The organism is Rhizobium sp. BK176 (assembly GCF_024808055.1).
Map to the genome: position 1 here is coordinate 24,655 of NZ_JANUBV010000034.1, position 24,254 is coordinate 48,908.

A 24,254-nucleotide genomic window follows, 5' to 3' on the forward strand; every position below is an offset into this window, starting at 1 on the left:
GGTCGCCCAATTCACGTTTGTTAGGGCAGCTTTGACCAAATCGGAACGGATAGCCTGTTCAGCGGTTTCAGCTTCTTTATCGAAAATCTTGAGCAATTAGCCGCGACGACAGAAGGTTTGGAGCAGTGCTTGCAAATAGATGTCGAGGCCGTTTCAAGGAATTCTACGGCGACGAAACGCGAACGCCAGATTCTGCCCTCAAGGAGGAGGACCTGCTAGCGGCGTTCGAAGAAGGTACCGCCGCCGCGAAAGGCAGGCTGGATAGAGGCTACCGCGGCTGCAGGCTAGCAGTGGCGAATACCGATAATCAGGCAAGGCAATCTTTTTCAGGAGAGACGCTCGCGGCAGATGTCGCCGACAATCTTCTGCAAACCGGTGACGTGGTTCACCACCCAGGCGAGTTCGTCATCCGCAATAGAATAGTTCGCCGAATACCTTGCTTCGACGTAAGCTCGATCGATGCTGGTAAAACAACGCCGCGCAAACTTCGTGTCACGCGGCCAGGCGGCGATCAGGCGGTTGTCGGCCCGCTCGGCGTGCGACCGCAGGACTGACAGCCGATGTGATTTCGGACTGTAGAGCGTCAGAACTTGCAACACGCAGTGATACAGGCGTTCGATGGTTTGATGGAGGAGAAAAGCTGCCTCATTCCGAAAACCATCGACGATTGCCACGTCAGCAAGTTTTGCAAACCGTTGAGCGCTCGGATACCATTGATCGAAATAACCCTGTGCCTCGTCCCGCGCTTCCGTTGTAGAAAGCTGCCGGGGCGAGGCGAGAGGGTGACCGGGGGCCTCATATAGGGCAATGCCGTCGCGGGCTATATCGATAAAGAATGGTCGCCCTCTAGCAAGCTTATCGTTCACCTCATGAAGGGAATGAACGATGAAATTGACCGGAGTTTCAAGCTGCTTGGTAACGGTCAGTTCGCGAACGAGTCGCTCGGAGGCATTCTCCCAGTAATCGGAGGCTTCCGTCGCTCTGTGCGAATTGACGACAATCAGCAAATCGTAGTCGGAGCGATAGCCGCTTTTTCGGTCCTCGACCCAGCCACCGCGCGCGTATGAACCAAACAAAATAATCTTCAGGATGCGAGCGTTGTTTGCGTCGTCCTTCAACTTGGTTCTGCGCGCAGCCTCGAATTCCTCAAACAGGATGCGCGCGACCTCTGCAAGTTCGTCCTGCTTGCGCGGTGGCAGATGATCCAAACCTTGCATGTCTACCTTTCCATCAGCCCGATCCATACAGCTGGATGCGGCATTCCCAGGGAACCTTACACCATTGCTTAGGTCGCGGTGTATGGAAGTTTCACACAATCCACACGAGCAGTAGCTGGAGAACCCAAGCTATCCACATTATGGATGACTGATCTAAGGAGGCTCAGGTGATTCATGGCGAAATTGCAAATCCCAGTCATCGTCCTGCGCGGGACAGCATTCGAGCGCGGCCAACAACATGGTTCTCATTTGCGCGGTCTCGTTGTCGCTGACTACGATCGTTTGCGGCGCTCGGCTGAGACCACCGACTGGAACCGCGCATGCGCGAAAGCGGCAGCCTCTCTGGAAAAGGTTTCTGCGCTCGATTCTGATCTTCACTCGGAACTTGAAGGAATGGCCGCGGAGACGGGAATCTCTGCCATCGATATCTATCTGCTTTCCTGTTTCGAGTACTTTTCGGACAGGCGCACAGGATGCACGTCTGCGGCGGTTTCCACGCCAGCCGGTGCGCTTGTTGCGCAGAATTGGGATGGACCTGAAGGCGCGGACCGGCATCTTGCCGTTCTGGTGCACGAGGTTCCGGGCAAGCGCCTGATCACGATCGCAACCGCCGGGACTCTGGGTTGGGTCGGGCTGAACGAGAGCGGGTTCGCATTTGTTAACAACGACCTCATGCTTGATGAGAAGCAGGACAGCCTGCCAAGCCTTGTTATTCGCCGACTGATGCTTGCGCGGCCAAGCGTCGAAGCCGCTCTCGACGTTTTGATGTCTCAGAACCACATGTCCGGCCGCTCTTTCATTCTTGGCGACGCCGCCGGTCGATTGCAACTCGCCGAGGTTGGCCCATCGATCGGTCTTTCTCGCCGCATTGTTGATTCCATCGTGCATACGAACCATCCTCTCTTTCCCGATGCCTCGGTATGGGAAAATATCGAGGCTGAAGCGCGCCACTATCCGTCGAGCCGCGAAAGGCTAAGGGCTGCGCGCCGGTTCGCTTTGACGGATGCGGCAAGCCTGGCGGCGTTATTGCGCGATCGAACGGGAGCCCCGGATGCGATCTGCAAGTCGTTTTCACCACGCGAGCCGACCGCGACTGCGTTTTCAGTCATCTTCGACTGTGGTCAGCGCGAGGCAGCGATATGGCCTGGGCAGCCAGACGGATCCTCTCCCCAACGTGTTGGTTTGCTGGCCTAGCTGGCCACAGCAGAAGGCATCCCATTGATACGTGCGAAGTGCGCAAAGTGAGCGGCCAGTTCCGCTGCGCGCTCTTCACACTCTTCGGGGCTGTACGATTTGAGATCAAAGCCGAGGACTTCGTGAAGAACCTCCGATGAGGCATCCGTGAAACGAACGGTACCGTCATCATCAACACTTTCGATGCCATCGTAGTGCTGGCATCGGCAATTGATGTCGATTGCCTCGTCTAGTGTCAGCTTGCCGGGAAGATCGACAAGAAGGCCTGCCTTGGCTATGCGCACCGGATATCCACCAACAAGGCCCAGCGGCCCCGGCGCGTGGACGACATGTCCGGCCGGGTTTGCGAGGGCCAGCAGCATGGCTGTCGCCGACGAGGCGGTAACAGACTGGCCCGCCAGGCCCTTGACGCGACGAAACCGGCTGGCCACGGATTTGAACAGCGCGTCGTGGTCGATCTCTCCGGCTGGAACCTCCATCCCGTTGGCATAGATGCTCAGATGATAAGGCGCACCATCGGTCCCCCCGGTGCTTGGCATCCGGTAGCTCAAATAATGGTGGGCGAAGAAGCGCACGTCGACTTCTGCAGGTGGCAGGTTAAGCATGTGCGACGCGGCAAGTCTGATGCCAGGAACGGCATTGGCAATGTTGCCGATGCCGACCGACGGCGCCAGCCCTTCGCCGGCAAGCGAAGCGTTGACGACATCAGGATAGGATGCATTGACAACAACGGCCTTGCTGTCGACCAGGCGAACTGCCTTCATGAGCTTGCGGATCAGCACCTGGTGCATTGGCGTCCATATACCGCCGCGACCAGCATCAAGACGTGCGAAGGCTGCCGGCGGAAGCTTGGTTATTACCCACCAGCTGTGCAGTGTTGTGGCATTGAAGATGATGTCGGGCTTTAACCTTTCGATGAGATCAGCCGTCTGCTCCACCTCCATGAGGTCGACGGTCACCAGATCGACGGGTTGCGATTGACCAAGGTTGAGAGCCGTGTAGCGCGCAAGGTTGATCCGCTGCAACGCTTTTTCCTGGTTGCGTGCGCCAACCGTAAGCGCAAGCGGCGCGCCACTCTGCAACAGCAGATCCAGAACGTCGCCGCCAAGCACGCCCTGTCCGATAACGAGAATCTTCGTTTGACGATTGGGTGTCATCATATCCCTCCATTGCTCGTGATGCGGTTATTGCTCTCTCAAGACATCAATAGATTGCATTGTGCATTAGCTTGATCTAAACTGCAACCGAAAATTGGAACGCATAATGACACAGCTAATGCGAGCGCCGCATGTCGAACGCATCAAAGCCCCGACTTCTCGTCGATCTCCAGGCTATCGAACATAACTTCCAGGCAGTGAAGCGTCTGGTTGGCGAGAAGGTCGATGTGAGCGCGGTGGTCAAGAGCGACGCCTACGGGTTGGGGGTCGACCCCGTTGTCTCGTCCCTTGCAAGCGCCGGATGCAAGAGCTTTTTTGCAGCCGATGTGGACGAAGCAGTGCGGATCAGACGTCGGCTTCCGGATGCCGATATTTTCGTGCTCTCGGGATATCGCGCGCGACGCAAAGCACAATACCGGCACGATCGCCTTGTTCCGGTCTGCAATACGCTTGGTGAGGCCAGAGCGATCACATCTATGGGCTACTCATATGCGATGAATCTCGAAACGGGGTTCTCGAGGTTGGGGCTGAACCAGTCTGATGTCTGCCGCTTCATCCATCTGAATCAACGCTCCCCAGTCCTGGTGATGAGCCACCTTGCCTGCGCAGATGATCCACGACATCCGCTGAACGCTCTGCAGCGAGACCGGTTCATCGGGATTGCCGGCCTGCTTGGAAATGTACGGCGCAGTCTTGCAGCATCCTCCGGATTGTTGCTCGGCGCGGCCTATCGTTTTGATCAGGTGCGTATCGGTTCGGCCATTTTCGGGATCGGCAATGCCGACTTCAAGACCGATCCCTTCCTGCCCGTCATAAGGCTACGCGCCCGGATTGTTGATACGCGTTTGTTTCAGGCTGGAGCAACAGTCGGTTACATGGCGACGTTTCGCACGTCGCGTCCGACCTGGATCGCAGTCATTGCTGCAGGTTATGCGCATGGCTTCCCATGGTCGCTTGCCAACCGGATGTCGGTCGAGGTTGGCTCCTATCGCGCACCCGTGGTTGGCAGGGTGTCAATGGAATACGCTGCCATCGACGTGACGGATATTCCTGCCGCACTCAGGCGACCGGGTCTCTGGGTGGAACTCATAAGCACAAGTCAGCCGGTGGAAAAGTTAGCTGGCCCTGCAGCAACGATACCGCAGGAATTGCTTACAAGGCTCGGTCAGTCCAGCCAGCGCCGTTATCGCACAAATAGCGCGGGAGAGCAGACTTGAAACCTCGTCACCTTGCTTCGCTCTTCGTCTTGGTATCAGCCGCCATGTTCAGCACGGCGGGATTGTTCATGGGTCTTTTGAAGGCGCCGCTTTTAGCGGTTGTCTTCTGGCGCAGCGCCTTTGCCCTAATTTTTACCGTTTTGCTTCTCGTCCATCAACGTGATCTCCGCGCTTTGATTGGCTTTGACAGCCATGCGTTGCTGGCAAGCACAATGTCAGCATTGGCAACACTGTTTTTCATCGCTGCTCTGCGCCTCACATCGGTAGCCAATGTCGCGGTCATTCATGCGTCTCTTCCATTGTTGACAACCATGATTGCTGTTGTGGTCTCGAATGAAACCGCATCGAGCCGAACGACGGCGTTCGGCGTTCTTGCTGCCGCGGGTGCCATATTCATCTTCTCAGGTTCGGTGTCGTCAGGCTTGCGCATTTTGGGAGACGCACTGGCGCTGGCAATGACAAGCTGCATGGCAGTAATGACCATTGCCTTTAGGATGTCGAAGACGCCAACGGTTCTGGGGATGGTAGCGCTCTCCAACGCCATTTCGATGGTGGTGGCAGCATCCATTGGCGATCACCTTGCCGTGACAGGTCGCGAGGCCTGTCTTCTTGCGGCGTTTGCTTTGTTTCAGATGACGCTTGGCCTGGTCTTCTATGCCAAAGGCGCACGCCAGCTCCCGCCAGCAGAGACAGCGTTGCTTTCCCTGGCTGAAATGCCGCTTTCGATCATATCCGTCTGGCTTGCATATGGCATGCGTCCGTCCTGGCAAACTGCCTGCGGCGGAAGCCTTGTGCTTTGCGCGGTCGTTGCCCACCTCGCCACACCACGCAGTGCCATTCGGTGAAAGGGAAAGATGATGCGGAATTTTAACGGCGACCAGCCGACATTCCGGAACATTGCGGAGAGCTTTGAAGGTTTTATCATCGATCTCTTCGGTGTCCTCCATGACGGCGTCCGCTCATTTCCGCCGGCGCTTGACGTGCTTCGCCACCTTAGATCGATTAACAAAAGGATCTGCCTGCTGTCGAATTCACCGCGACGGACACAGCAGGTGGCAACTCGGCTTCAGTCGATGAAAATCGACGTGGGATATTACGACGCATTGATTACCTCGGGTGAGCTCGTATTCGAATCTTTATCGGAGCGGGAACCTTCCTTCATGCCAACCTTGGGGTCGAGGTTCTTCCACATTGGACCCGACGAGCTATCAGGGCTTCTGACCGGTCTGGCTTTCGCGAGAGTGGCAGATGTATCGGATGCGGACTTTGTTCTCGCTACGGGGACATCGGGGCAAACTGCGGGCTTTGCGGCATTGAAAGAGGCGGCAGCGCGCAACTTGCCGCTCATCTGCGCAAATCCGGATCTGAGCGTATTGATCGGCGACCGGGAGGTTGCCTGCGCTGGAGTGGTGGCGGCGGAGTATGAGTCTTTCGGAGGTAGAGTTTATCGGTTTGGGAAGCCGGCTTTGCCGACCTATCAAAAGGCGCTGGGAATGCTACAGCTGCCGCCCAATCGGGTGCTTGCGATCGGAGACAGCCTCGCAACGGATATAACTGGCGCCAATCAGGCAAATATCTCGTCCGCTCTGGTGCTGAGCGGAATTCACCATCACTATTTCAGGTCCCGACATGGCTTCGACAGGGCAGCCTTTGAACAGCTCTGCCAGAAGCACGGCTCCCGCCCGAGCCTCATTCTTTCATCTCTTGGCCTGAAGGAGGTGGCCCTCGATGCCGGCTTCGAGAACTTGGCCTAGCGCTGGATAACAGATCCAGTCCCGCCCTGGCCTTGCACGGCTTACTCCGCCAGCGGGTTGAGCTGCGCCTCGATCTTTCGCACCTCAGTCGTCAGCAACGCAACGAGCTCTGGCAGGCGGCCCTCGGTTAGTCGTGGGCTCGTCAGGTTGATGGCGAGCGAGGCGATCGCGTCTCTACCGGGCGGCAAGACAGGAACCGCGATAGACGATATGCCGGCGACCAGTTCGCCGTTATCGAGCGCATAGCCGTCGGTCCTTATCTTCTTAATCGCGTCCTTGATCTTGCGGGCTGTGAACGTACCATACTGTTTATAGAGCGCAGCATTCTGGTCGAGGATGACGTCTGCTTCGGCCTGTGGCAGAAAGGCCAGGATCGCCTGGCTCGCCGGCCCGATCCCCATCGGGATTTGTCCGCCTATATGGCCGGTGAGGCTGTCGATCACATATGTACCCTGCTGTCTGTCGACGCACACGGTGTTAAAGCCCGCGCGCGCCATGAGGAACACGGAATCGCCGGTCGTTGCAGCAAGACGCATCAGCGCCGGGCGGGCGAGCTGCCGCAGCCCGGTTCCGTCAGCTGCTGCAGCGCCCATGGCAAAGAGGGCCAGCCCCAACCTATATCTCTTGGTCTGACGTTCGCGATCAACCAATCCGTGCCGTTCGAGCGCGGTCACAATGCGATGGACAGTCGGCTGCTTGAGTTCCATAGCCTCGACGATCCTCGCCATCGAGGCGCCGCTCTGCCCAACTTCTCCCAGATATTTCAGGATTGCGACCGCTCGATCGAGTAATTGCGTGCCGGTTCCCGCGATCTCTTCCTTGGCCATGTCGTTTCCGCATTTTCTTTGGTGCGATTCCATATACATCGCGACGACAATGTAAACGGCATGGCCGCGCCTGAGGAGGATTTCTGAAGTTGGATTCAAAGAGACGACTCTTGCCGGAGTTGCGCGATGGGCCGTCTCCTTACACCAGAAGGCGCTCGCCGCTCCTTATGATGCTGGCTGATCGAAAGCCAGGCGAGCCTGGGCTCAAATCGGCGGCAGCTCGCTCGTTCGCTCGTCACTTGGGCGTGGGTCGACGCCGTTGCGGCTTGAATTCCACTAGCAGTGACTTCAACTCTACCTCGCGAACGCGTCGAGCTGCCTCGTCCGGACTTACCCAGACAATCGTTCGCTCGCCACGCTCCTTGAAGTTTCCGTGCGACTCTTTGATCTCGATTTGAAAGACATCGACGATACAAGGCACAACGTCGCCATCTCCCAGCAGCTTCAGGTAGGTGTATCTGCCGATCGGTTTCTTCCTGACTTTCCCACGCACACCAGCTTCTTCAAATGCCTCGATTGCAGCCGTCTTGTAAGGCTCCTTGCCTTCTATCGGCCAACCCTTGGGGATGATCCAGCGTCCACTGTCGCGGGATGTGACCATCAGAATCTCGATCGTTTGCCGATCGGCCTTGTATCGAAAGCATATGGCCGCGAATTGCTGCCTAAACTTTCCCGTGAAGAGCTTCTCCGGGACGGCTGCCAGCTGTTTCAAGAGCGATTTTGGTCTGGCCGTGCGCCCATTTTTGGATTGCTTTTTCCGCGTCATGTCCTTCGATGAATGGCAGAAAGCGTTGTTGGTCGCAAGGCCGCGCCGGCCCGACTTCCAAGTAAGTTCTTATGCAGACCGGATGACCCGAAAGATTTGCCAGCGCTTCCGTTTCGCTCCAAACTCCGATCGGCCGGGCAACCATGCCCGAGCAGAACGGAGCTGTGCAACAGTCAGGCTGTTGTGCAGCCTGTTCGAGCCGCTCGGTCGCAGATGTAGATTCGTTTGTCCGTTCCGCGTCAGTCGCCGACCACCGACGTCCGTAGCGCGTCCAGTTTGCTGCTCTCGCGCGGTCCAAGCGCGGCGAAAAGATCGGTCGCGTCATGAAAGCGGAGACGGTTCACAACATCGAAGATCTCTTGCGCGACGTCCGCGGTCAGAGCCCCCATGGAAGCGAGCCTTTCAAACTTTCGCTTCAGATCTGCATCCGATAGCGGATTTTTAGGTTCACCCTTGGGCAAACAAATCTCGACTGTCTTGTGGCGGCGGCCGTTGGCGATCATGGTGACACGTGCTGGCGTGGCGGCGGGAAAGACGCCGATATAGTCATCTGCGCTCGTCAATCGAATTCGCCCAGCAAGATTGGTCACGGACCGATCCTTGAGGTGATCGTCCTTGAGCGGCAGCAGTGCCTCGGGACCATGGATCAAGGCAAGAGCAACGCAAAAGGGGATGCTGTATTGCGCGGCCTCGCTCGATTGCGGTTCGCTCTGGTTGGGAAGTGTCAACGCCCGATCGAAGGTTTCGACGACGATGCTTTCAATCTCACTGTCGCAGACCTGCATCAGACTCTTGAGGATGAGCGCACCATCAATTGCGGCATGAGCCCACCGACAGCAGCTGTAGATCTTGAAATAGGCCTGCTCGATCGCCCAGTCGCGTCCAAAGTTTTCAATGAGCGCGGCACGATCGTAAGCAACAGGATCGTCGAGAAGATCCAATGGTCCTCTGTGGCCGCTAGCCGCCAGAGCAAGGGCCTGGAGACCATTTGCCGTAGCCCAGGGGATCCCTTCCTTGACGGTGTGGCCAAGCTGTGTCCAGCCGGTCGCGGCCTGAGATGTCGACGTCTGCCCGGCGATCGCCATCGCATGCGCAATGACTGGCGTGGAATGGCCGGCTAGCCACCCTGCAGCCGCTGCGACGCCAAGACCACACCATAGCCCGCTGTCGGTCGTGCGCAGGCTTGCGATGTCACGCGCGGCCGAGGCCCTGACGGCGACCTCGTAGCCGAGCACGATGGCAGTCAACAGCTGTGCCGGACTGGCATTTGTCGTTTGGCCGACCGCAAGGACGGCCGGGATAATTGCAGCCGCCGGATGTCCGGATGCCCCTCGATGACCATCATCGAGATCCAGGGCAGCAGCATAGGTCGCATTCACGAACGCCGCTCCCGCTGGCGGCAGTTTCGTCGCGGAAAACCAGACGGAAGAGCCTCCGCTGCCCCAGATGGTCGGGGCGGCAGCATGGGAGGCATTGCCGCCGGCAGTCGCGGAACCCGCTGCCGAAACACCCAAGGTGTCCAGGAGGGTTCTGCGGGCGGCGTCAAGAGCAGGTTCGGGCACATTCGTTGCCGCTCTGCAGGAATTTGCCAACGCCATCAGGGCGTAGGAATCCCCAAAAGCTCCAATACTCTTCAAGGTAGTACTCAAGTTTCGAACATCCCCAGTAAGAACAAGTTGAAAGTGGATAGTTACACGCGTTGACATCCATAATGTGGATGCATAGCCTGTCAACAACAAATGCGGAAGTGAGGTTCGAAATGGCCAGAAAGCAGGATTCCGGGCCGCCACGGCTGGTCGTAGCCGTGGCTGCGCCAGTCAACATCACCGTTGACAGGCGCCCGGTATCAGCAAGGCGGGGCGAGAGCGTCCTGACCGCTCTCCGCTCCGAGATTGGCTACGTGCGCAACTCCGAGTTCTCGAAAGAAAGGCGCGGCGGTTTCTGCATGATGGGCGCCTGCCAGGACTGCTGGATCTGGCAGGCGGACGGTCGTCGATTGCGGGCCTGTACGACCCGCGTCGAGGAGGGAATGCAGCTGATGACAACACGGGAGGACCTGCCATGACTGCGCCGATCGTGATCATAGGCGCCGGTCCCGCGGGCATTGCGGCAGCTGGCGTACTCGTTGAGGCCGGTGTGAAACCAGTCCTCATTGATGAGGCACCTGAATTTGGCGGGCAGGTCTTTCGGCAACCGCAACCGGAGCTGATGCGACCGACAAGGCAGCTCTATGGGTTCGATACCGCAAGAGCTCTCGCAAATTTCAACGCAGTCGCGTCATTGAGGAGCGACATTGACTACCGGCCGAACACCCAGATCTGGGGCGCGGCCGTTGGGATGCTCCACGTCGTCAATGCCGGCAGGGCTTCCGTGCAACCATGGTCGAGCCTCGTCATCGCATCGGGGGCGATGGATCGCCTGTTTCCGGTTAAGGGCTGGACTGCTCCCGGAGTTTACAGTCTCGGCGGCGCTCAGGTCGCCCTAAAGGCAGATGCTTCCCTCGTTGGCCGCCGCGTCCTGTTTGCGGGTACTGGTCCGTTACTTTATCTCGTCGCCTACCAATATGCCTTGGCAGGCGCGTGCGTAGTTGCCGTTCTCGAGACGGGCAGACCGCATCGTGCCTGGCGCCATGTTCCAGCACTGGCGAGCGGCAAGGCCATCTTCGTCAGAGGTCTCTACTACATGGCTGCACTGCGGGCACGAGGCGTTGCCATTCATCAGGGCGCCGAACCCATCGAAGTGATCTGTGGCGCTGATGAAAAAGTCGCCGCATTGGTTTTCAGGCACCGCCGGCGCGAGAGGATCCTGGCCTGCGATGCGCTAGCGATCGGGCATGGTTTAAAAGCCGAGTCTCAAATCGCGGATCTGCTCGGCGCTGAATTCGATTTCGACACGGGACAACGGCAATGGCTGCCACGCGCAGATCTCGACGGGCGCTCGACGATATCGAACGTCTATCTTGCCGGCGATGGGATGTCAGTTCGAGGCAGCGGGCTTGCGGAGTTAACAGGAAGAATTGCTGCCTCTGCATTGCTCGTCGACGCTGGATATGGTGCCCACGCGCGTTTGCGCCGCGATCGTCGACTTGTGGAGAGATCGGCGCGATTCAGGAGGGCACTGGACAAGGTCTTTGCGTATCCGCACGCGAAGGCTTCGGAAATTCCCGACGAGGTTACGGTATGCCGTTGCGAAGAGTTGACGGCCGGCACAATCCGGCAGGCAGTGCTTGCGTCAGGCGAGACCGAGATCAATCGGATAAAGGCGTTTTGTCGCGTGGGCATGGGCAGGTGCCAGGGCCGTATCTGCGGACAAGCCACGGCTGAGCTTATTGCGGCAACCGGTGGCGTCCCGATCGAGTCTGTTGGTCGCATCCGCGCTCAGGCTCCGATCAAGCCGGTTCCACTTTGCGAGCTTGCAAAGGGACTGTCATGACCAGTCTCTATGACCTCGCCATTATCGGGGGCGGCCTTGCGGGGTGCTCCACGGCACTGCACGCGGCTTTGAAAGGCGCATCCGTGGTCCTGCTGGAGCGAGGGCGGTGCGGCGCCCAGGCTAGCGGCGTGAACTATGGTGGCGTGCGTCAACAAGGACGCCATCCGGCGGAGCTCCCACTGTCGAGGCGCAGCCGCGCCATCTGGGGTAATCTGAAGCAACTGGTTGGCACCAGCTGTGAGTTCGCGGTGACCGGCCATTTGAAACTCGCCCGCAATGACGTGGATATGATGGAGCTGATCGCGCATCAGCGGTTGCTTGCCGAGCACGACATCTATGCTGCAATCCTCGATGCCAGCGATCTGAAGCGCCGCTTCCCCTATCTTTCCGGGCACTATCCGGGTGGTTCGTTTTGCGGCGAGGACGGGCAGGCAAATCCACGTCTTGTGGCGCCTGCCTTCGCGCGCGCCGCCCGGGCCTGGGGCGCTCACATTCGCGAGGGTGTAGCCGTCAGAACCGCGGCCACTTGTGCGGAAGGATTTGTCTTACATCTCGAAAACGATCCGGTTCCTGTCAAGGCGCGGCGCCTCGTTAATACGGCGGGGGCCTGGGGTTCGGCATTCGCTGCGCAATTCGACGATCATGTCGAAGAGGGAGTCATGGCGCCGAACATGTGCGTGACAGAACCCATCGCACCTTTTATCGGACCGAATCTCGGAATTTGCGGAGGCGGTATTTACATCCGCCAGGCAGCCCATGGCAGCGTCATTTTCGGGGCAGGTCTCGGCTCTGCCGATCGGGACTTGCAACGAGCCCGACCTCTGGCTGACGTGACAATGGAAGCTGCTGCCGAGGCGATCGCCATGGTGCCTCAGCTTGCCAATGTTCTCCTCGTCCGCAGCTGGACCGGCATCGAGGGGCGCATGCCAGACGGCCTTCCGATTGTAGGGGAAAGTCCGAACGTGAGCGGTCTTTTTCATGCCTTTGGCTTTTCCGGTCATGGTTTCCAGCTGGGGCCAGCCGTGGGCGCAGTCCTTAGCGAACTTTGTCTTGATGGTCACTCGCCGACTTCGATTGCCGGCCTGTCCATGACACGATTCCAGCCGGCACTCACGCCGGCGGGCCAACCCTGAAAGAGGAAAAGAAAGGGGAACAGACGTGCGATATTCCTTCGTTCAACTGCTTGGAGGAGCGCTTGCGTTGACGGCAAGCCTTCAATGGAGCTCTGCGTTTGCCGCCGAGCCGGCTTATCACCTTGCCGAACCGGGCGTTCTTTCTGTCGCCATCACTGGTGATATGCCGGGGCTGGTGGCGCGCGGTGGAAAACTTGCCGGCTATGACGGCGACATCCTGCAGATTGCTGCCGAAAAGCTGGGTTTGACAATAAGGCCGGTTCCGATGGAGTGGTCAGGCGCAATTGCGGCGGTGCAGACAGGTCGTGTGGATGTCATCGGAGGCAATGTCGCCTGGACAAAGCAACGGGCCGAAACCCTGTCGATGAGCGACCCGACCGGCTATTTCCAGAATGGTATCACCTCCAGGAAGGACGCTGGGTGGCATAGCCTCAAGGATCTGGAAAACCGCAAGGTCGGATCGATGACGGGATTCTCCTTCCTGCCGGAGCTCAGGAAGATCCCGGGCCTGGAGCTATCGCTTTACGACAGCACTGATGCTGCGCTGCGCGACCTGCTGGCTGGTCGTGTCGAAGCGCTGGTCGGAGACCCACCGGTCATCGACTATGCGCTGTCGAAGAACCCTGATTGGGGTCTCGTCAACCTGGCCTTCACCGATAACAACCCTGACTTCCCACTCCTGACCGGCCTCGGGCGTCAATATGTGTTCGGTCTATCCAAGGAAAATGCAGACCTGGCGGCGGCACTGAGCAAGGAGATCCGTGGCCTATGGGCCTCGTGCCAGATCAAGTCGATCGGCAAGCTCTACGGCAATATCAGCGAGGCAAACTACACACCGTCTGCAGAGAATTTCAGGGCAGGCGTCGACCGACCTGCCGATTGGAAACCACCGGTTTGTAACCATTGAACATCAGCGGCCGGTAAAACGGCCGCTCTTCACAGAAAAGGAGGTCACGATGGCCGCCGACGTGCTTCTTGAGGTTAAAGACCTCGGAAAGTCATTTGGACCGTTGAGGGTTCTCAACAGCATCTCCTTTAATTTGCGTCGGGGAGAGCGCGTTGTGCTGATTGGCCCCAGTGGATCGGGCAAATCGACCTGTTTAAGAGCGATCAATTTCCTCGAGCCGCCAAGCGAAGGCGAAATTCGCCTGGAAGGGACACTGATCGGTCGTCGCAGGAACGGGCGTTTGATGAGTGAACGTGAGATGGCGCCGCAACGAGCCGACATAGGCATGGTTTTCCAGCACTTCCATCTCTGGCCACATTTGTCAGTTCGCGCCAACGTGGCACTGCAGCCGATAAAAGTTAGGGGGCTGAAGCATCGAGAGGCGGACAAGCTTGCTGGCGAACTGCTCGCAAAGGTCCATCTTTCGCAGAAGGCCGATGATATGCCGCATCGGCTCTCTGGCGGACAGCAGCAGCGTGTTGCGATCGCCCGCGCGCTTGCCCAGCAGCCGAAGTTGCTGCTTTTCGACGAGCCGACGTCCGCGCTCGACCCGGAACTGGTCGGGGAGGTCCTGACAGTCATAAAGGAACTCGCGCAAGAAGGTCGGGCGATGGTGCTCGTCACGCATGAAATTGCCTTTGCGCGCGAGGTTGCCGATCGCATCATCTTCATGGATGGCGGCCGTATCATTGAGGAAGGTCCGGCCAAGACGGTTCTGGATGACCCGCAAACGCCCCGCCTGAAGCAGTTTCTTGCGAGCCTGCAGCTTGGGGGACGGGATCATGGATGACACTTTTGCTGGCACGCTTGCAGGAGCACTCGTTTCAGGAGCGGCAGTAACTATCGAGGTGACCGCTGGATCGCTCATCGTGGCTCTCATTATCGGCGTCGCTCTGGCAACCAGTGAATTTCTGTCAGACAACAGCCTGCTGCGGATCGCCATCCGTTTCTATGTCGAGAGCCTGCGCAACATTCCGAGCCTGACCTTCCTCTTTCTTCTCTACTTCGGTCTGGCGTCGCTCGGGCTCAGGCTGTCCTCAATCGCAGCGGGCGTCGCCGGATTAGGCATGATCGGCGGTGCTATCTGCGTCGATATCTTCCGCTCGGGATTTCAATCCGTCCCGGTCGGGCAAAGCGAGGCAGCGGCGTCAATCGGCCTCACGCCGTTCGCTGCATTCCGGCTGATCGTGGTCCCGCAGGGGTTGAGACTGGCGCTCCCTTCCATCGGAAACTACGCGGTCTCGCTTGTCAAAGATACGTCCCTGGTCGCGGCCATCGCCGCGCCCGAGATCCTCTTCAATGCAAGACAGCTCGTCAACGAAACCTTCGAGACGACACTGATCTACGCCGGTGCTGCCGCTGTCTATTTGATCCTGACCAGCGTCGTTGCGCGGTCCGTCGCCCTGATCGAGCAGAAACTGGGGATTGGATGATGTTCATTGAAATCATTTCCAACAACATCGCTGACTGGGGTCCGCGTCTCCTTCACGGACTTCACCTGACCCTCTCTTTAACCGCGTCAGGATTCTGTCTGGCTGTCATGCTGGCCATGTTGATCGAGTACCTGCGCTCGCGGCGTGCACTTGTTCCGCAACTGGTCTCGCGCGTCTACATTACGGTTGCTCGCGGCGTGCCCATTCTTGTGATCCTCTATCTGCTCTATTTCGCTCTTCCGGGAGCGGGCGTTACCTTGTCGGCATTCATGGCCGGTACGCTCGGGCTTTCCGCGGTCTATGCGGCCTACCTGGCGGAGGTTTTTCGTGCCGGTTTCTGTGCAATTTCCGCTGGTCAGCGCGAGGCTGCTCTTGCTGCCGGTCTGACGCCACTGGCAGCCTTCAGGCTTATTCTATTGCCGCAGGCCATCCGGCAGACGGTAGCACCTTTGTTGATCAATCTCGTGTCTCTTATGAAGGACAGTTCGATCTGCGCCCTAATATCTGTTCCTGAGCTGACTTTGGTGTCACGCGAACTGATGTCTGAGAGTTTCCTTCCGTTGCACGTCTTCGCGCTTACGGCATTGCTCTATTTCAGCCTTGCATGGCCGGCTTCTATTGCCGCCCGAATTATCGAGCACCGGTTACAGGGACGCGCGCGGCTTCGAGCCCACCGCAGTGCCCTGCCAAGTCTTCTTGCCAGAACCTGTCCGTAGGTACTAGCCAGGTCCCAATCACCACGGAAATCAAAAGTCGAGTCAATCAGGAGTGCAGATGAAGAAACTGATAAATCGCCCGGAAGAGGTCGTCCGGCAAGCGCTGGAGGGTGCCGTTGCGCTATCGCCTGGCACTGCCCTTCTTTCCGACGAGAACATCGTCATACAATCCGGCCTGCCAGACGCAGCGGCTCGTCCCGTTGCCGTGATCTCTGGTGGTGGAAGCGGACATGAACCGGCACATGCAGGTTACGTGGGCCGATCCATGTTGACGGCTGCGGTTGCGGGTGACGTCTTCACGTCGCCGAGTTCCGACGCCGTACTGTCTGCCATCAGGGCCGTCAGTGGGCCGGCCGGTGCTGTGCTCATCGTCAAGAACTATACCGGCGACAGGCTGAACTTTGGACTTGCAGCCGAAATCGCGAGGGCAGAGGGGATTCCGGTCGAGATTGTTGTTGTCGCTGACGATGCCGCTTTGCGCGATACGGTAGCTCCAGACAGACGGCGCGGCCTCGCCGGCACGGTTCTCGTTCACAAGATAACAGGAGCCGCAGCGGCTCAAGGACATTGCCTTGCGGCTGTGGCCGCAATCGCGAGAGATGCAGCACAGCGGGTTTCCTCGATGGGAATCTCGCTCGGAACCTGCATCCTCCCCTCCGTCGGGAAACCTGGTTTTGTCCTTGGAGAGAAGGAAGTCGAGGTTGGGCTCGGCATTCACGGCGAGCCGGGAGTTTTCCGCATGGAGATTGCGAGCGCCGATGAATTGGTCGAACTGACTTTGAAGACGATCCTGGTTGACGGCAAGGTCCGGAGAGGAGACGAGGCCGTTCTGCTCGTGAACGGGCTCGGTTCAACGCCGCCGCTAGAGCTTGCAATCCTCGCCAGAAGCGCACTACGAAGCCTCGCCAAGGGTGGGGTGACGGTTGTACGGGCCTGGGCTGGCACGTTCCTATCAGCGCTCGATATGCAAGGATTTTCACTGTCGGTCATGCCTGTGACATCTCGAGACTTGCCGTTTTTCGATATGCCGGTCGAAGCGCAAGCCTGGCCGGGCGGCGGCCTTGTGAACGCGGAGCCCTTGGTGGCAGTGCCCAGTCCGCACGATCTCCCGATTGTGGCGCAGGAAGATCAAGCAAACGTCTCACCCGCCGGCCGGCGTCTGCAGGAGATATTTGCCTCCGCCGCACGCGCATTGATTGCAGCGGAAGATCACCTTGCCACGCTGGACGGAATTTCGGGTGACGGCGATCTCGGGGCGAGCATGCGTCGCGGGGCTGAGGCCATCCTGGACCTACCGGAGGGCGCATTCTCTTCCGTCTCAAAAGGGTTATCTACAGCCGCCGATCGTGTCAGAAGAGCAATCGCTGGGAGTTCAGGTCCCTTCTACGCTGCCGGACTGATGCGGGCGTCCAGGCATCTGGCTACGATCGACGAGCCGTCTGCGAGCGATGTCGCCGCTGCGTTTGCGGCCGCCGTCCAGGCGATATCCGAACTGGGCGGAGCAAGGCCCGGCGACCGCACAATGGTAGACGCATTGCAACCCGCGGCCTCAACGTTCGAGGAGCAAATCGCCGCGGGACTTCCTCTGAAGGAAGCATGGGAACGAGCCGTGACGGCGGCAGAGGGGGGCATGCGACGAACGATTGACATGCGGCCAAAGCTTGGGCGGGCCAGCTATATCGGTGGGCGCGTAGTCGGCAGTCCTGACGCAGGGGCAGCGGCAGTGACCATCTGGCTTGCTGCGAGTGGGGCAGTGGAAGATGCTTCACACGCTAAGACATAGAATTGAAGCTGGGACGGGAAAAACCTCCTCGTGATCATTTTCCAAGAATCGGCTTTGCACCACACTAAGGTTGCCTGTCGGCTTGGCGGCTTGTCCGTCGTCGAGCTTCCAGTTGCTACAGCCGCGACTGCAAACAGAGGTCGGGCGGAGGGAGGCGGCGGCATATCGAAACACGGCGGAGCGTCATCCTAGCCGCGATGACTGGCCACGAGGAAGGGGGTGATTGCCATACGCGCCGGCGAGGCGGACGACATCACCCGCGAACTCTACGAACTTGTGGGCATCTACAATCCGATGACTGTCACATTTGTCAGTCGTACTGAGCCGACTTCGTTTCAGCCTCTTCCGTGCCTTTTCTAGCCAGGAAAAGGCAGCGGAAACCTCTACCAAAGCGATACAGTTTGAACGGTTCAGATCAGTGACGGTAACCGCGGCGTATAGCCTCAGTGCTCCACACGCCGCCATCTCCAGCCAGCAATCTCTGGCATGTCCTCGCCGTATTGCCTGATGAAAGCAGCATGTTCGACAAGCTTGGCATTCAGCGCCTGCACCTCGTCCGGCACCTTAACGGCGAGACCTGGAATCCGTCTGATCGCCTCCAGTGCCAAATGATACCGATCGATTTCGTTCATAACAGCCATATCGAACGGCGTGGTCGTCGTTCCTTCCTCTATAAAGCCTCTCACATGGATGTTCTCGTGGTTCGTCCGTCTATAGGTCAAGCGATGAATGAGACTCGGATAGCCGTGATAAGCGAAGATGACGGGCTTGTCGGCCGTGAAAATTTCATCGAACCTCTGATGGTCCATCCCATGGGGATGTTGATCCGGATCTTGCAGGCTCAAAAGGTCCACGACATTGACGGTCCTGATCTTCAGTTCAGGAATCGCTTCATGGAGAAGCATGACCGCCGCAAGCGTTTCCATCGTTGGCACGTCGCCGGCGCATGCCATCACGACGTCAGGGGTCAGGGTATCGTTTTCGAAGCTCGCCCAGTCCCAGACGCCAAGGCCAGCCTCGCAGTGCAAGATGGCTTCATCCATCGACAAGTACTGTGCTTGCAGTTGTTTTCCAGCCACGATCACATTGATGCGATTAAAGGTGCGAAGGCAGTGATCACCGGTCCATAAGAGGGTGTTGGCGTCAGGAGGAAGGTAAATTCGAACGATGTCAGATTTCTTGTTTGCGACGAGATCCACGAAGCCGGGGTCCTGGTGGGAGAAGCCATTGTGGTCCTGCCGCCAGACATGCGACGTAAGAAGGTAGTTCAGTGATGAGATCGGTTTTCGCCACGGCAGTTCGCGAGATACCTTTAGCCATTTTGCATGCTGGTTGAACATCGAGTCAACGATATGGATGAACGCTTCGTAGCACGAAAAGAATCCGTGGCGTCCGGTGAGAAGGTAGCCCTCGAGCCAACCCTGGCAGAGATGCTCGCTGAGGACCTCCATGACCCTTCCATCGCGGCCAAGATGAACGTCGTAGTCCTCGATCTTTTGCATCCAGACCCGGTCCGTTTCCTCAAAAACGCTCCCGAGACGATTGGACTCGGTTTCGTCAGGTCCGAAGATACGAAAGTTGCTGTGGGCGGCGTTGAGGCGAAGGACGTCACGCAAATACCGTCCCAGAACCTCCGTCGACTGCATCAGGTTCGACCCGCGATCGCCGAGCTCGACTGCGTGTTGCGCAATTTCCGGGAGGATGAGTTCCGTTCGCAGTCGCCCGCCATTTGCAAATGTTATCGCACCCATTCTCTTTTCGCCTTTGGGTGCTAGCTCGCGCAGCTCCTCCTTCAGGCGGCCGCGGGAGTCAAACAATTCCTCTGGCTTATAGCTTCGCATCCAGTCTTCGAGGATCTTGCGATGGCCTTCGTCGGCGCGGCAGTTTGAAACGGGAACCTGATGGGCTCTCCAGAAATCCTCCACCTTCTTGCCATCGACCTCTTTCGGACCGGTCCAGCCTTTTGGGCTGCGTAAGACGATCATTGGCCATCGTGGGACGCCTTCATACTCACTGGCCGAGCGGGCATCCCTTTGGAGGGCTTCGATGAGATCAAAAACTTCATCGAGGGCCTTTGCCATTTTCCGATGCATCTCTGCCGGGTCATGTCCCTCGACAAATATCGGCTGGTAGCCATAGCCCCAGAACAGGCTTTCGAGGTCGCCATCGCGTGTGCGGGCGAGGACTGTCGGATTGGCTATTTTGTAACCGTTGAGATGCAGGATCGGTAGGACCGCCCCGTCGCGGACTGGATTGAGAAACTTGGTGGAATGCCAGGCGGCAGCCAGAGGGCCGGTTTCGGCTTCTCCGTCGCCAACGACGCAGGCTACGACCAGGCCCGGATTGTCAAAGACGGCCCCAAAAGCATGAACGAGAGCATAGCCAAGCTCGCCGCCTTCGTGGATCGAACCGGGCGTTTCTGGCGCCACATGGCTCGGAATCCCGCCAGGAAACGAGAATTGCTTGAAGAGCCTGCGTAGGCCGTCGGCATCTTCCGTTACCTCCGGATACACCTCGCTGTAGGTCCCTTCCAGATAGGTATTTGCGACCATTCCCGGTCCGCCGTGACCCGGGCCGCATATGTAAAGGATATCTGCGCCGCGGTGTTTGATGATGCGGTTAAGGTGAGCGTAAATGAAGTTCAGGCCCGGCGTCGTTCCCCAATGCCCAAGGAGCCGTGGCTTGATCTGCTCGGGCCTCAGTGGTTCGTTAAGAAGCGGGTTGTCCATGAGATAGATCTGACCGACCGAAAGATAGTTTGCGGCGCGCCAATAGCGGTCAATGAGCCCGAGCTCCTGGTCGAGCATTGCGATGTTGTCTCCCATTTCGAACTCCTTCAACGAAGTCGGTGTTGATTGATGACAGCAAGTGCTTCGTCGGCGATGACCTGCTCCTCGTCTGTGTGGACGACGAACGCTGCAACAGCACTGTCCCTGGCGTTAAGGACGGGTGCGTTTGTTCTGTTGGCCGCTTCGTTCAGCGTAAGCCCCATCCATGACAGGTGTCTTTCGATGCCTTTGCGGATCTCGGGCTGGTGTTCGCCGATGCCGCCTGTAAAGACCAGCGCGTCAATGCCCCCGATCGATACGGCAAGCCGACCGATCTCTCCGGCAATTCTGAAACAAAACAGATCAAGTGCTTCCCTGGCGCTCGGCCGGAAGTCCTCTAGCAGGACCTGGGTATCACCGCTTATTCCCGAGACGCCAAGAAGGCCGCACCGGTGATAAAGAAAATCTTCGAGTTTGTCGGCATCGGGAAATTGCGATCTGAGCAGATGGATCAACACGCCTGGATCGAGCGCTCCTGGGCGCGTTGCCATCGGGATGCCGTCGAGAGCGGAAAAGCCCATGCTGGTATCAATACTGACCCCATCGACCATGCCGCAAAGACTGGCGCCGTATCCGAGATGGGCGCACACAACTCTGCCGCCGCCGGCGTAAGGCGCAAATTTCTTGAGGAACCCTGCGACATATTTATACGAGAGACCATGAAATCCGTATCGCCGTATGCCAGCTTCGTGCATAGCGTTGGGAATGGCCAACCGGCTCGCGAGGCTGCATTGAGAGGCATGGAAGGCCGTGTCGAACGAGGCTGTCTGCACCACACGGGGGTATAGGGAAAAGACAGCGTCGATGAGATCCAGCGCCTGTTTCTGGTGAAGGGGTGCCATGGGGGCCAAGTTTTGGATTTGCGATATGACGCTGCCGTTCAGAAGCACAGGTCCTTTGAAGGCCAACCCGCCGTGCACGACACGGTGGCCGACAAATCCAATGTGAAAATCACCGTTCAACAATCGATCAAGAACGGTTGAAGTTGCCCTGGTGCCGAAGCTGCTTTCCGCCGCAGGTAGTGCGATATCTTCGACCTCGTCGGCTACCTGGTATCTAAGCCGTGGATGCTGACCCAAGAGTAACGTCGCGCGACCAATACGCTCCGCGCACCCGGAGCCAATGTCGAACATGCCAATCTTCACGCTCGATGAACCGACATTGAAAGCAACGCCCACGTCCTTGCTCATGGGGATCCCCGCTTGTCCGTAACTCTATCTGGATCTCGCTTCATCCACAGCTGCAGCCAGAATCTGCAGTGCATAGTCACCGGTCGTCTTTTCGTCATCCGCGGTGAGTTGCAGCGTGCGGCAGCGGTGCTTCAGATCACGCAGGATCCGACGCCGAACCCTTTCGATGACTGGCGCACGTTCCTTCCTCAAGAGTTCCTGGAGACAGGCGACAGCGACCAATTCTGACACCATGAGCTTTCCTTCGACTTCCCCTTGGGTTGGAACGGCGAAATGCTCGCCGCCCGGTTTGGAATCCCGATCAGTGGACAGCATTGTCTGTCTCCTTCCCTCTTTATCGCTCTTCTTCTTGATCGAGCGACCGTCTCACCTTTCCGAAGGAAGACGATCCGGCTGCAGCAGTCGAGCTTTTTGACTTCGAGCCAATGAATACGGTCGGGGTCGTGGGTTGCGTATCCAAAGCGTCCCGTAGCTAGCTTTAAAAAGGACACCGGATTGACCGGCTTGCTCATGGGTCGACAACACTGCCGCAAGTCCATGCGCGAAAGGCCGATCGCTCAATTCCTTATCGCGCCTTGTTCTCTCAAACATGCTGCAGCCAATGAGCATTCGCAAAATCCGCCTCGAAAGCAGGACCAGCATCGACGTGGAGAGACGATCTCAGGTCCTGAATGGTTCACCGATACTAGCTGCGGAAGTTTAGGGGAGGGAACGAAGGCTTCCTTGATGGAGATCAATCTGGGATATCATTTACAGCAAACGTTTGTAATTTCGCAGATCGTGTTTTGCTAATGTAACCATAGGATCAGCTTCGGATCCGAATGTGTCGGGCGCTGATTTCGTGGAGATGACGACCTCGCCTCGCCCAATCAGCTGCTGGTCGGAGCGACCCTGCAATTTTCCCAAGCTCCAGCCCGTGTCGCCGATTTCTCAGCGCAGTAGGAGTTTGTTTACCACGCCTTTGCTAGAGTCTCGCTGTCGCGGGGATGAGATACCGAGACATTTGCGAGGAGCCTGGTTCGTTTTTAGTCGTGGCTCCTCGCGCCCCGCTCGACAGCAACCATTAAATCCGTTCCTCGTTGCCTGCCGGTGGTGGCAGGGCGACGCCGTAGTGGGGTCGAGCCAGATCAGGTGATCTGTTGTCGATTTCACGCCTGGTACGTTCTCGGCGGCGACCTTGGCAGCGAGCCTCTCGCGTTCGTCAAAGATGGTACCGGCAAGTTCGGCTATCCCATTTCTCGCCTGACAGCGGATGAGTCCGTTTCTGCTCCAGGTTTGCTTCGCAAGCTCGGCCTCGACGGCATCCTGGATCTTCGTGTCTTCGACCGACGGCACGGAGGGGTTTTGCGTTCTCGCTAGCGCGCGCAACAGGTCGGATCGCGAAATGATGCCAACCAGTCTGCCCTCCGAAACAACTGGCAACCGTTTGACGCAGTTTCGCTCCATTAGGAGCACAGCGTCAGAAAGAGCTGCCGTGGGAGTTGTGACGAGCAGGTGCGGGTTCATCACCTCCTTTACAAGGCGGCCGTGGGTGCGAACGTATTCATCGGCCATTTTGCCTGGGCTTGTCAGAAAAATCTGCAACCATGATCTTCTGCGGTCGGTCTTGAGTTCGTGGCGCCTCAGGAAGTCGCTTCCGCTGATCATACCGATCAGCACACCGTCATCGTCCACGATAGGAAGGCCGCTAATCCGATTTGGGAGCATGAGGCTCGCTGCAACGAAGACCGTGGCGGACTCGCCTATCGTTATCGGCGACGGTGTCATTGCGTTTTCAACGATCATTCCTGTCTTAAGGGCCCCATCTGCGGACAAAGTAGACCTTCACCAATTGGGCAAGGAGTGCGTAGAGGAGAAGGATAACTGCGAGCAATGGCCAGTAAAGAAGCGGAAGGTATACGAAACCGAGAGCCGCGCCGAGGCCTGTGAAAGGCAAGGCAATACCCACCACTGCTATGAGAAGACTTGTAACGATAAGGGCTGGACTGGCAACGCTCTCAAGGAATGGTATGCGCGCGGTTCGGATGATATGAATGATCAAGGTCTGAGTGAGCAACGATTCTACGAACCACCCCGTCTGGAATAGTGCCGGATTGGTCCACGCTCCGAACGAAATCAGCATGACGGCGAAGGTCAGATAGTCGAAGATCGAGCTGACCGGTCCGAGCAGTATCATGAATCTGAAAACACCGGTGATGTCCCATCGCCTTGGCAAGGATACATAATCCTCGTCCACCCTGTCCGTAGGTATGGCCGTTTGAGAGATGTCATAAAGCAGATTGTTAGTCAGGACCTGAATTGCCGTCAGGGGCATGAATGGCAGAAAAATACTTGCCCCAAGGACGCTGAACATATTACCGAAGTTTGAGCTTGCGCTCATCCTGATGTACTTGGTGATGTTCGAAAATACTCTTCGCCCCTCCAGTACGCCGTCGCGCAACACCAGCAAGCTCTTCTCAAGCAAGATGATGTCGGCCGACTCACGGGCGATGTCGACGGCGCTATCGACGGAAACCCCCACATCCGCCCGCTTCAGCGCAGGTCCATCATTGATTCCATCCCCTAACACTACTTTGGCACTTTAGACCGAGCGATATCGGCAAGGAGCATGTCACAGTGAGGACATCGTCGGGGTGGAGGTCGTGCAAAGAGGTCGAGTAT

At 57.9% G+C, this 24,254-nt stretch carries 22 protein-coding genes; 12 read left to right on the forward strand and 10 right to left on the reverse strand.

Annotated elements, in window-relative coordinates; genetic code table 11:
- Nucleotides 1-326: 326 nt before the first annotated feature.
- A complete protein-coding gene (locus tag FHT76_RS38445; protein ID WP_405049535.1) occupies nucleotides 327-1,244 on the reverse strand; it encodes a HEPN domain-containing protein in 918 nt (305 codons plus the stop codon).
- Nucleotides 1,245-1,391: 147 nt separating this feature from the next.
- Between FHT76_RS38445 and FHT76_RS38450 the strand changes: the two genes are divergently transcribed.
- Nucleotides 1,392-2,411: a C45 family peptidase gene (locus tag FHT76_RS38450; RefSeq protein WP_259131423.1), complete on the forward strand. Its 1,020-nt coding sequence runs from the start codon at nucleotides 1,392-1,394 to the stop codon at nucleotides 2,409-2,411.
- Here FHT76_RS38450 and FHT76_RS38455 read toward each other — a convergent pair.
- The gene (locus FHT76_RS38455) at nucleotides 2,408-3,571 is read right to left on the reverse strand and encodes a hypothetical protein (protein ID WP_246712832.1); all 1,164 of its coding nucleotides are present in this window, start codon (nucleotides 3,569-3,571) and stop codon (nucleotides 2,408-2,410) included. The two genes, FHT76_RS38450 and FHT76_RS38455, sit on opposite strands and share 4 nt — an antisense overlap.
- Nucleotides 3,572-3,699: 128 nt before the next feature.
- On the opposite strand from FHT76_RS38455, the gene alr reads away from it, so the two are divergent.
- Genes alr through FHT76_RS38470 form a run of 3 tightly spaced genes read left to right on the forward strand, consistent with a single transcriptional unit; the run spans nucleotide 3,700 to nucleotide 6,539 of the window.
- Nucleotides 3,700-4,785 (forward strand): alanine racemase, encoded by a 1,086-nt coding sequence (alr, locus tag FHT76_RS38460; protein WP_259131420.1) that lies wholly within the window; start codon nucleotides 3,700-3,702, stop codon nucleotides 4,783-4,785.
- Nucleotides 4,782-5,630 (forward strand): DMT family transporter, encoded by an 849-nt coding sequence (locus FHT76_RS38465; protein ID WP_183864939.1) that lies wholly within the window; start codon nucleotides 4,782-4,784, stop codon nucleotides 5,628-5,630. Before alr ends, FHT76_RS38465 begins: the two co-directional genes overlap by 4 nt.
- Before the next feature lie 9 nt (nucleotides 5,631-5,639).
- Nucleotides 5,640-6,539: a TIGR01459 family HAD-type hydrolase gene (locus tag FHT76_RS38470; protein WP_183864938.1), complete on the forward strand. Its 900-nt coding sequence runs from the start codon at nucleotides 5,640-5,642 to the stop codon at nucleotides 6,537-6,539.
- 41 nt (nucleotides 6,540-6,580) lie between these two features.
- On the opposite strand, the gene FHT76_RS38475 is transcribed toward FHT76_RS38470, so the two are convergent.
- The 3 genes from FHT76_RS38475 to FHT76_RS38485 all read right to left on the reverse strand — a co-directional run bounded on the left by FHT76_RS38475 (nucleotide 6,581) and on the right by FHT76_RS38485 (nucleotide 9,694).
- On the reverse strand, nucleotides 6,581-7,366 hold the full coding sequence (locus tag FHT76_RS38475) for an IclR family transcriptional regulator (protein ID WP_183864937.1): 786 nt from the start codon (nucleotides 7,364-7,366) through the stop codon (nucleotides 6,581-6,583).
- 235 nt (nucleotides 7,367-7,601) lie between these two features.
- Complete coding sequence (locus FHT76_RS38480; RefSeq protein ID WP_259131416.1) at nucleotides 7,602-8,132, reverse strand: NUDIX hydrolase; 531 nt, start codon at nucleotides 8,130-8,132, stop codon at nucleotides 7,602-7,604.
- 239 nt (nucleotides 8,133-8,371) lie between these two features.
- Nucleotides 8,372-9,694, reverse strand: coding sequence for an MmgE/PrpD family protein (locus FHT76_RS38485; protein ID WP_259131413.1), 1,323 nt, complete (start codon nucleotides 9,692-9,694; stop codon nucleotides 8,372-8,374).
- A 197-nt stretch (nucleotides 9,695-9,891) separates the two neighbouring features.
- Between FHT76_RS38485 and FHT76_RS38490 the strand changes: the two genes are divergently transcribed.
- Genes FHT76_RS38490 through FHT76_RS38525 form a run of 8 tightly spaced genes read left to right on the forward strand, consistent with a single transcriptional unit; the run spans nucleotide 9,892 to nucleotide 17,575 of the window.
- The gene (locus FHT76_RS38490; protein WP_183759206.1) at nucleotides 9,892-10,197 is read left to right on the forward strand and encodes a (2Fe-2S)-binding protein; all 306 of its coding nucleotides are present in this window, start codon (nucleotides 9,892-9,894) and stop codon (nucleotides 10,195-10,197) included.
- Entirely contained in the window at nucleotides 10,194-11,564 is a 1,371-nt protein-coding gene (locus tag FHT76_RS38495) for an NAD(P)/FAD-dependent oxidoreductase (RefSeq protein WP_183759207.1), read from the forward strand. Before FHT76_RS38490 ends, FHT76_RS38495 begins: the two co-directional genes overlap by 4 nt.
- Nucleotides 11,561-12,697: an FAD-binding oxidoreductase gene (locus tag FHT76_RS38500; protein WP_259131410.1), complete on the forward strand. Its 1,137-nt coding sequence runs from the start codon at nucleotides 11,561-11,563 to the stop codon at nucleotides 12,695-12,697. Before FHT76_RS38495 ends, FHT76_RS38500 begins: the two co-directional genes overlap by 4 nt.
- A gap of 25 nt (nucleotides 12,698-12,722) precedes the next feature.
- A complete protein-coding gene (locus FHT76_RS38505) occupies nucleotides 12,723-13,604 on the forward strand; it encodes an ABC transporter substrate-binding protein (RefSeq protein ID WP_259131408.1) in 882 nt (293 codons plus the stop codon).
- Between the two features lie 49 nt (nucleotides 13,605-13,653).
- Complete coding sequence (locus FHT76_RS38510) at nucleotides 13,654-14,433, forward strand: amino acid ABC transporter ATP-binding protein (protein ID WP_259131406.1); 780 nt, start codon at nucleotides 13,654-13,656, stop codon at nucleotides 14,431-14,433.
- On the forward strand, nucleotides 14,426-15,076 hold the full coding sequence (locus FHT76_RS38515) for an amino acid ABC transporter permease (RefSeq protein WP_183759210.1): 651 nt from the start codon (nucleotides 14,426-14,428) through the stop codon (nucleotides 15,074-15,076). The genes FHT76_RS38510 and FHT76_RS38515 overlap by 8 nt, the downstream gene beginning before the upstream one ends.
- Nucleotides 15,073-15,792 (forward strand): amino acid ABC transporter permease, encoded by a 720-nt coding sequence (locus tag FHT76_RS38520; protein WP_183759211.1) that lies wholly within the window; start codon nucleotides 15,073-15,075, stop codon nucleotides 15,790-15,792. The genes FHT76_RS38515 and FHT76_RS38520 overlap by 4 nt, the downstream gene beginning before the upstream one ends.
- Before the next feature lie 58 nt (nucleotides 15,793-15,850).
- Nucleotides 15,851-17,575, forward strand: coding sequence for a dihydroxyacetone kinase family protein (locus FHT76_RS38525; protein ID WP_259131403.1), 1,725 nt, complete (start codon nucleotides 15,851-15,853; stop codon nucleotides 17,573-17,575).
- A gap of 443 nt (nucleotides 17,576-18,018) precedes the next feature.
- Here FHT76_RS38525 and FHT76_RS38530 read toward each other — a convergent pair whose 3' ends face one another.
- The 5 genes from FHT76_RS38530 to FHT76_RS38550 all read right to left on the reverse strand — a co-directional run bounded on the left by FHT76_RS38530 (nucleotide 18,019) and on the right by FHT76_RS38550 (nucleotide 24,114).
- Nucleotides 18,019-20,400 carry a phosphoketolase gene (locus FHT76_RS38530; RefSeq protein WP_183864929.1) on the reverse strand — a complete coding sequence of 794 codons (2,382 nt, stop codon included), beginning with the start codon at nucleotides 20,398-20,400 and terminating at the stop codon, nucleotides 18,019-18,021.
- A gap of 11 nt (nucleotides 20,401-20,411) precedes the next feature.
- Nucleotides 20,412-21,593 (reverse strand): acetate/propionate family kinase, encoded by a 1,182-nt coding sequence (locus tag FHT76_RS38535; protein ID WP_183864928.1) that lies wholly within the window; start codon nucleotides 21,591-21,593, stop codon nucleotides 20,412-20,414.
- Nucleotides 21,594-21,617: 24 nt separating this feature from the next.
- The gene (locus FHT76_RS38540) at nucleotides 21,618-21,908 is read right to left on the reverse strand and encodes a hypothetical protein (protein WP_183864927.1); all 291 of its coding nucleotides are present in this window, start codon (nucleotides 21,906-21,908) and stop codon (nucleotides 21,618-21,620) included.
- Between the two features lie 615 nt (nucleotides 21,909-22,523).
- Nucleotides 22,524-23,378 carry a CBS domain-containing protein gene (locus FHT76_RS38545; protein WP_310503157.1) on the reverse strand — a complete coding sequence of 285 codons (855 nt, stop codon included), beginning with the start codon at nucleotides 23,376-23,378 and terminating at the stop codon, nucleotides 22,524-22,526.
- Between the two features lie 7 nt (nucleotides 23,379-23,385).
- Nucleotides 23,386-24,114 (reverse strand): cation transporting ATPase C-terminal domain-containing protein, encoded by a 729-nt coding sequence (locus FHT76_RS38550; protein ID WP_310503308.1) that lies wholly within the window; start codon nucleotides 24,112-24,114, stop codon nucleotides 23,386-23,388.
- Nucleotides 24,115-24,254 lie beyond the last annotated feature (140 nt).

What these genes read in the sequence shown, in the direction of transcription:
- FHT76_RS38470 (WP_183864938.1), top strand. Translation starts at nt 5,640, where the DNA reads ATGATGCGGAATTTTAACGGCGACCAGCCGACATTCCGGAACATTGCG.
- FHT76_RS38525 (WP_259131403.1), top strand. Translation starts at nt 15,851, where the DNA reads ATGAAGAAACTGATAAATCGCCCGGAAGAGGTCGTCCGGCAAGCGCTG.
- FHT76_RS38540 (WP_183864927.1), bottom strand. Translation starts at nt 21,908, where the DNA reads ATGCTGTCCACTGATCGGGATTCCAAACCGGGCGGCGAGCATTTCGCC.
- FHT76_RS38500 (WP_259131410.1), top strand. Translation starts at nt 11,561, where the DNA reads ATGACCAGTCTCTATGACCTCGCCATTATCGGGGGCGGCCTTGCGGGG.
- FHT76_RS38480 (WP_259131416.1), bottom strand. Translation starts at nt 8,132, where the DNA reads ATGACGCGGAAAAAGCAATCCAAAAATGGGCGCACGGCCAGACCAAAA.
- FHT76_RS38445 (WP_405049535.1), bottom strand. Translation starts at nt 1,244, where the DNA reads ATGGATCGGGCTGATGGAAAGGTAGACATGCAAGGTTTGGATCATCTG.
- FHT76_RS38515 (WP_183759210.1), top strand. Translation starts at nt 14,426, where the DNA reads ATGGATGACACTTTTGCTGGCACGCTTGCAGGAGCACTCGTTTCAGGA.
- FHT76_RS38530 (WP_183864929.1), bottom strand. Translation starts at nt 20,400, where the DNA reads ATGGGAGACAACATCGCAATGCTCGACCAGGAGCTCGGGCTCATTGAC.
- FHT76_RS38495 (WP_183759207.1), top strand. Translation starts at nt 10,194, where the DNA reads ATGACTGCGCCGATCGTGATCATAGGCGCCGGTCCCGCGGGCATTGCG.
- FHT76_RS38450 (WP_259131423.1), top strand. Translation starts at nt 1,392, where the DNA reads ATGGCGAAATTGCAAATCCCAGTCATCGTCCTGCGCGGGACAGCATTC.
- FHT76_RS38520 (WP_183759211.1), top strand. Translation starts at nt 15,073, where the DNA reads ATGATGTTCATTGAAATCATTTCCAACAACATCGCTGACTGGGGTCCG.
- FHT76_RS38535 (WP_183864928.1), bottom strand. Translation starts at nt 21,593, where the DNA reads ATGAGCAAGGACGTGGGCGTTGCTTTCAATGTCGGTTCATCGAGCGTG.
- FHT76_RS38455 (WP_246712832.1), bottom strand. Translation starts at nt 3,571, where the DNA reads ATGATGACACCCAATCGTCAAACGAAGATTCTCGTTATCGGACAGGGC.
- FHT76_RS38545 (WP_310503157.1), bottom strand. Translation starts at nt 23,378, where the DNA reads ATGATCGTTGAAAACGCAATGACACCGTCGCCGATAACGATAGGCGAG.
- FHT76_RS38510 (WP_259131406.1), top strand. Translation starts at nt 13,654, where the DNA reads ATGGCCGCCGACGTGCTTCTTGAGGTTAAAGACCTCGGAAAGTCATTT.
- FHT76_RS38475 (WP_183864937.1), bottom strand. Translation starts at nt 7,366, where the DNA reads ATGGCCAAGGAAGAGATCGCGGGAACCGGCACGCAATTACTCGATCGA.
- alr (WP_259131420.1), top strand. Translation starts at nt 3,700, where the DNA reads ATGTCGAACGCATCAAAGCCCCGACTTCTCGTCGATCTCCAGGCTATC.
- FHT76_RS38490 (WP_183759206.1), top strand. Translation starts at nt 9,892, where the DNA reads ATGGCCAGAAAGCAGGATTCCGGGCCGCCACGGCTGGTCGTAGCCGTG.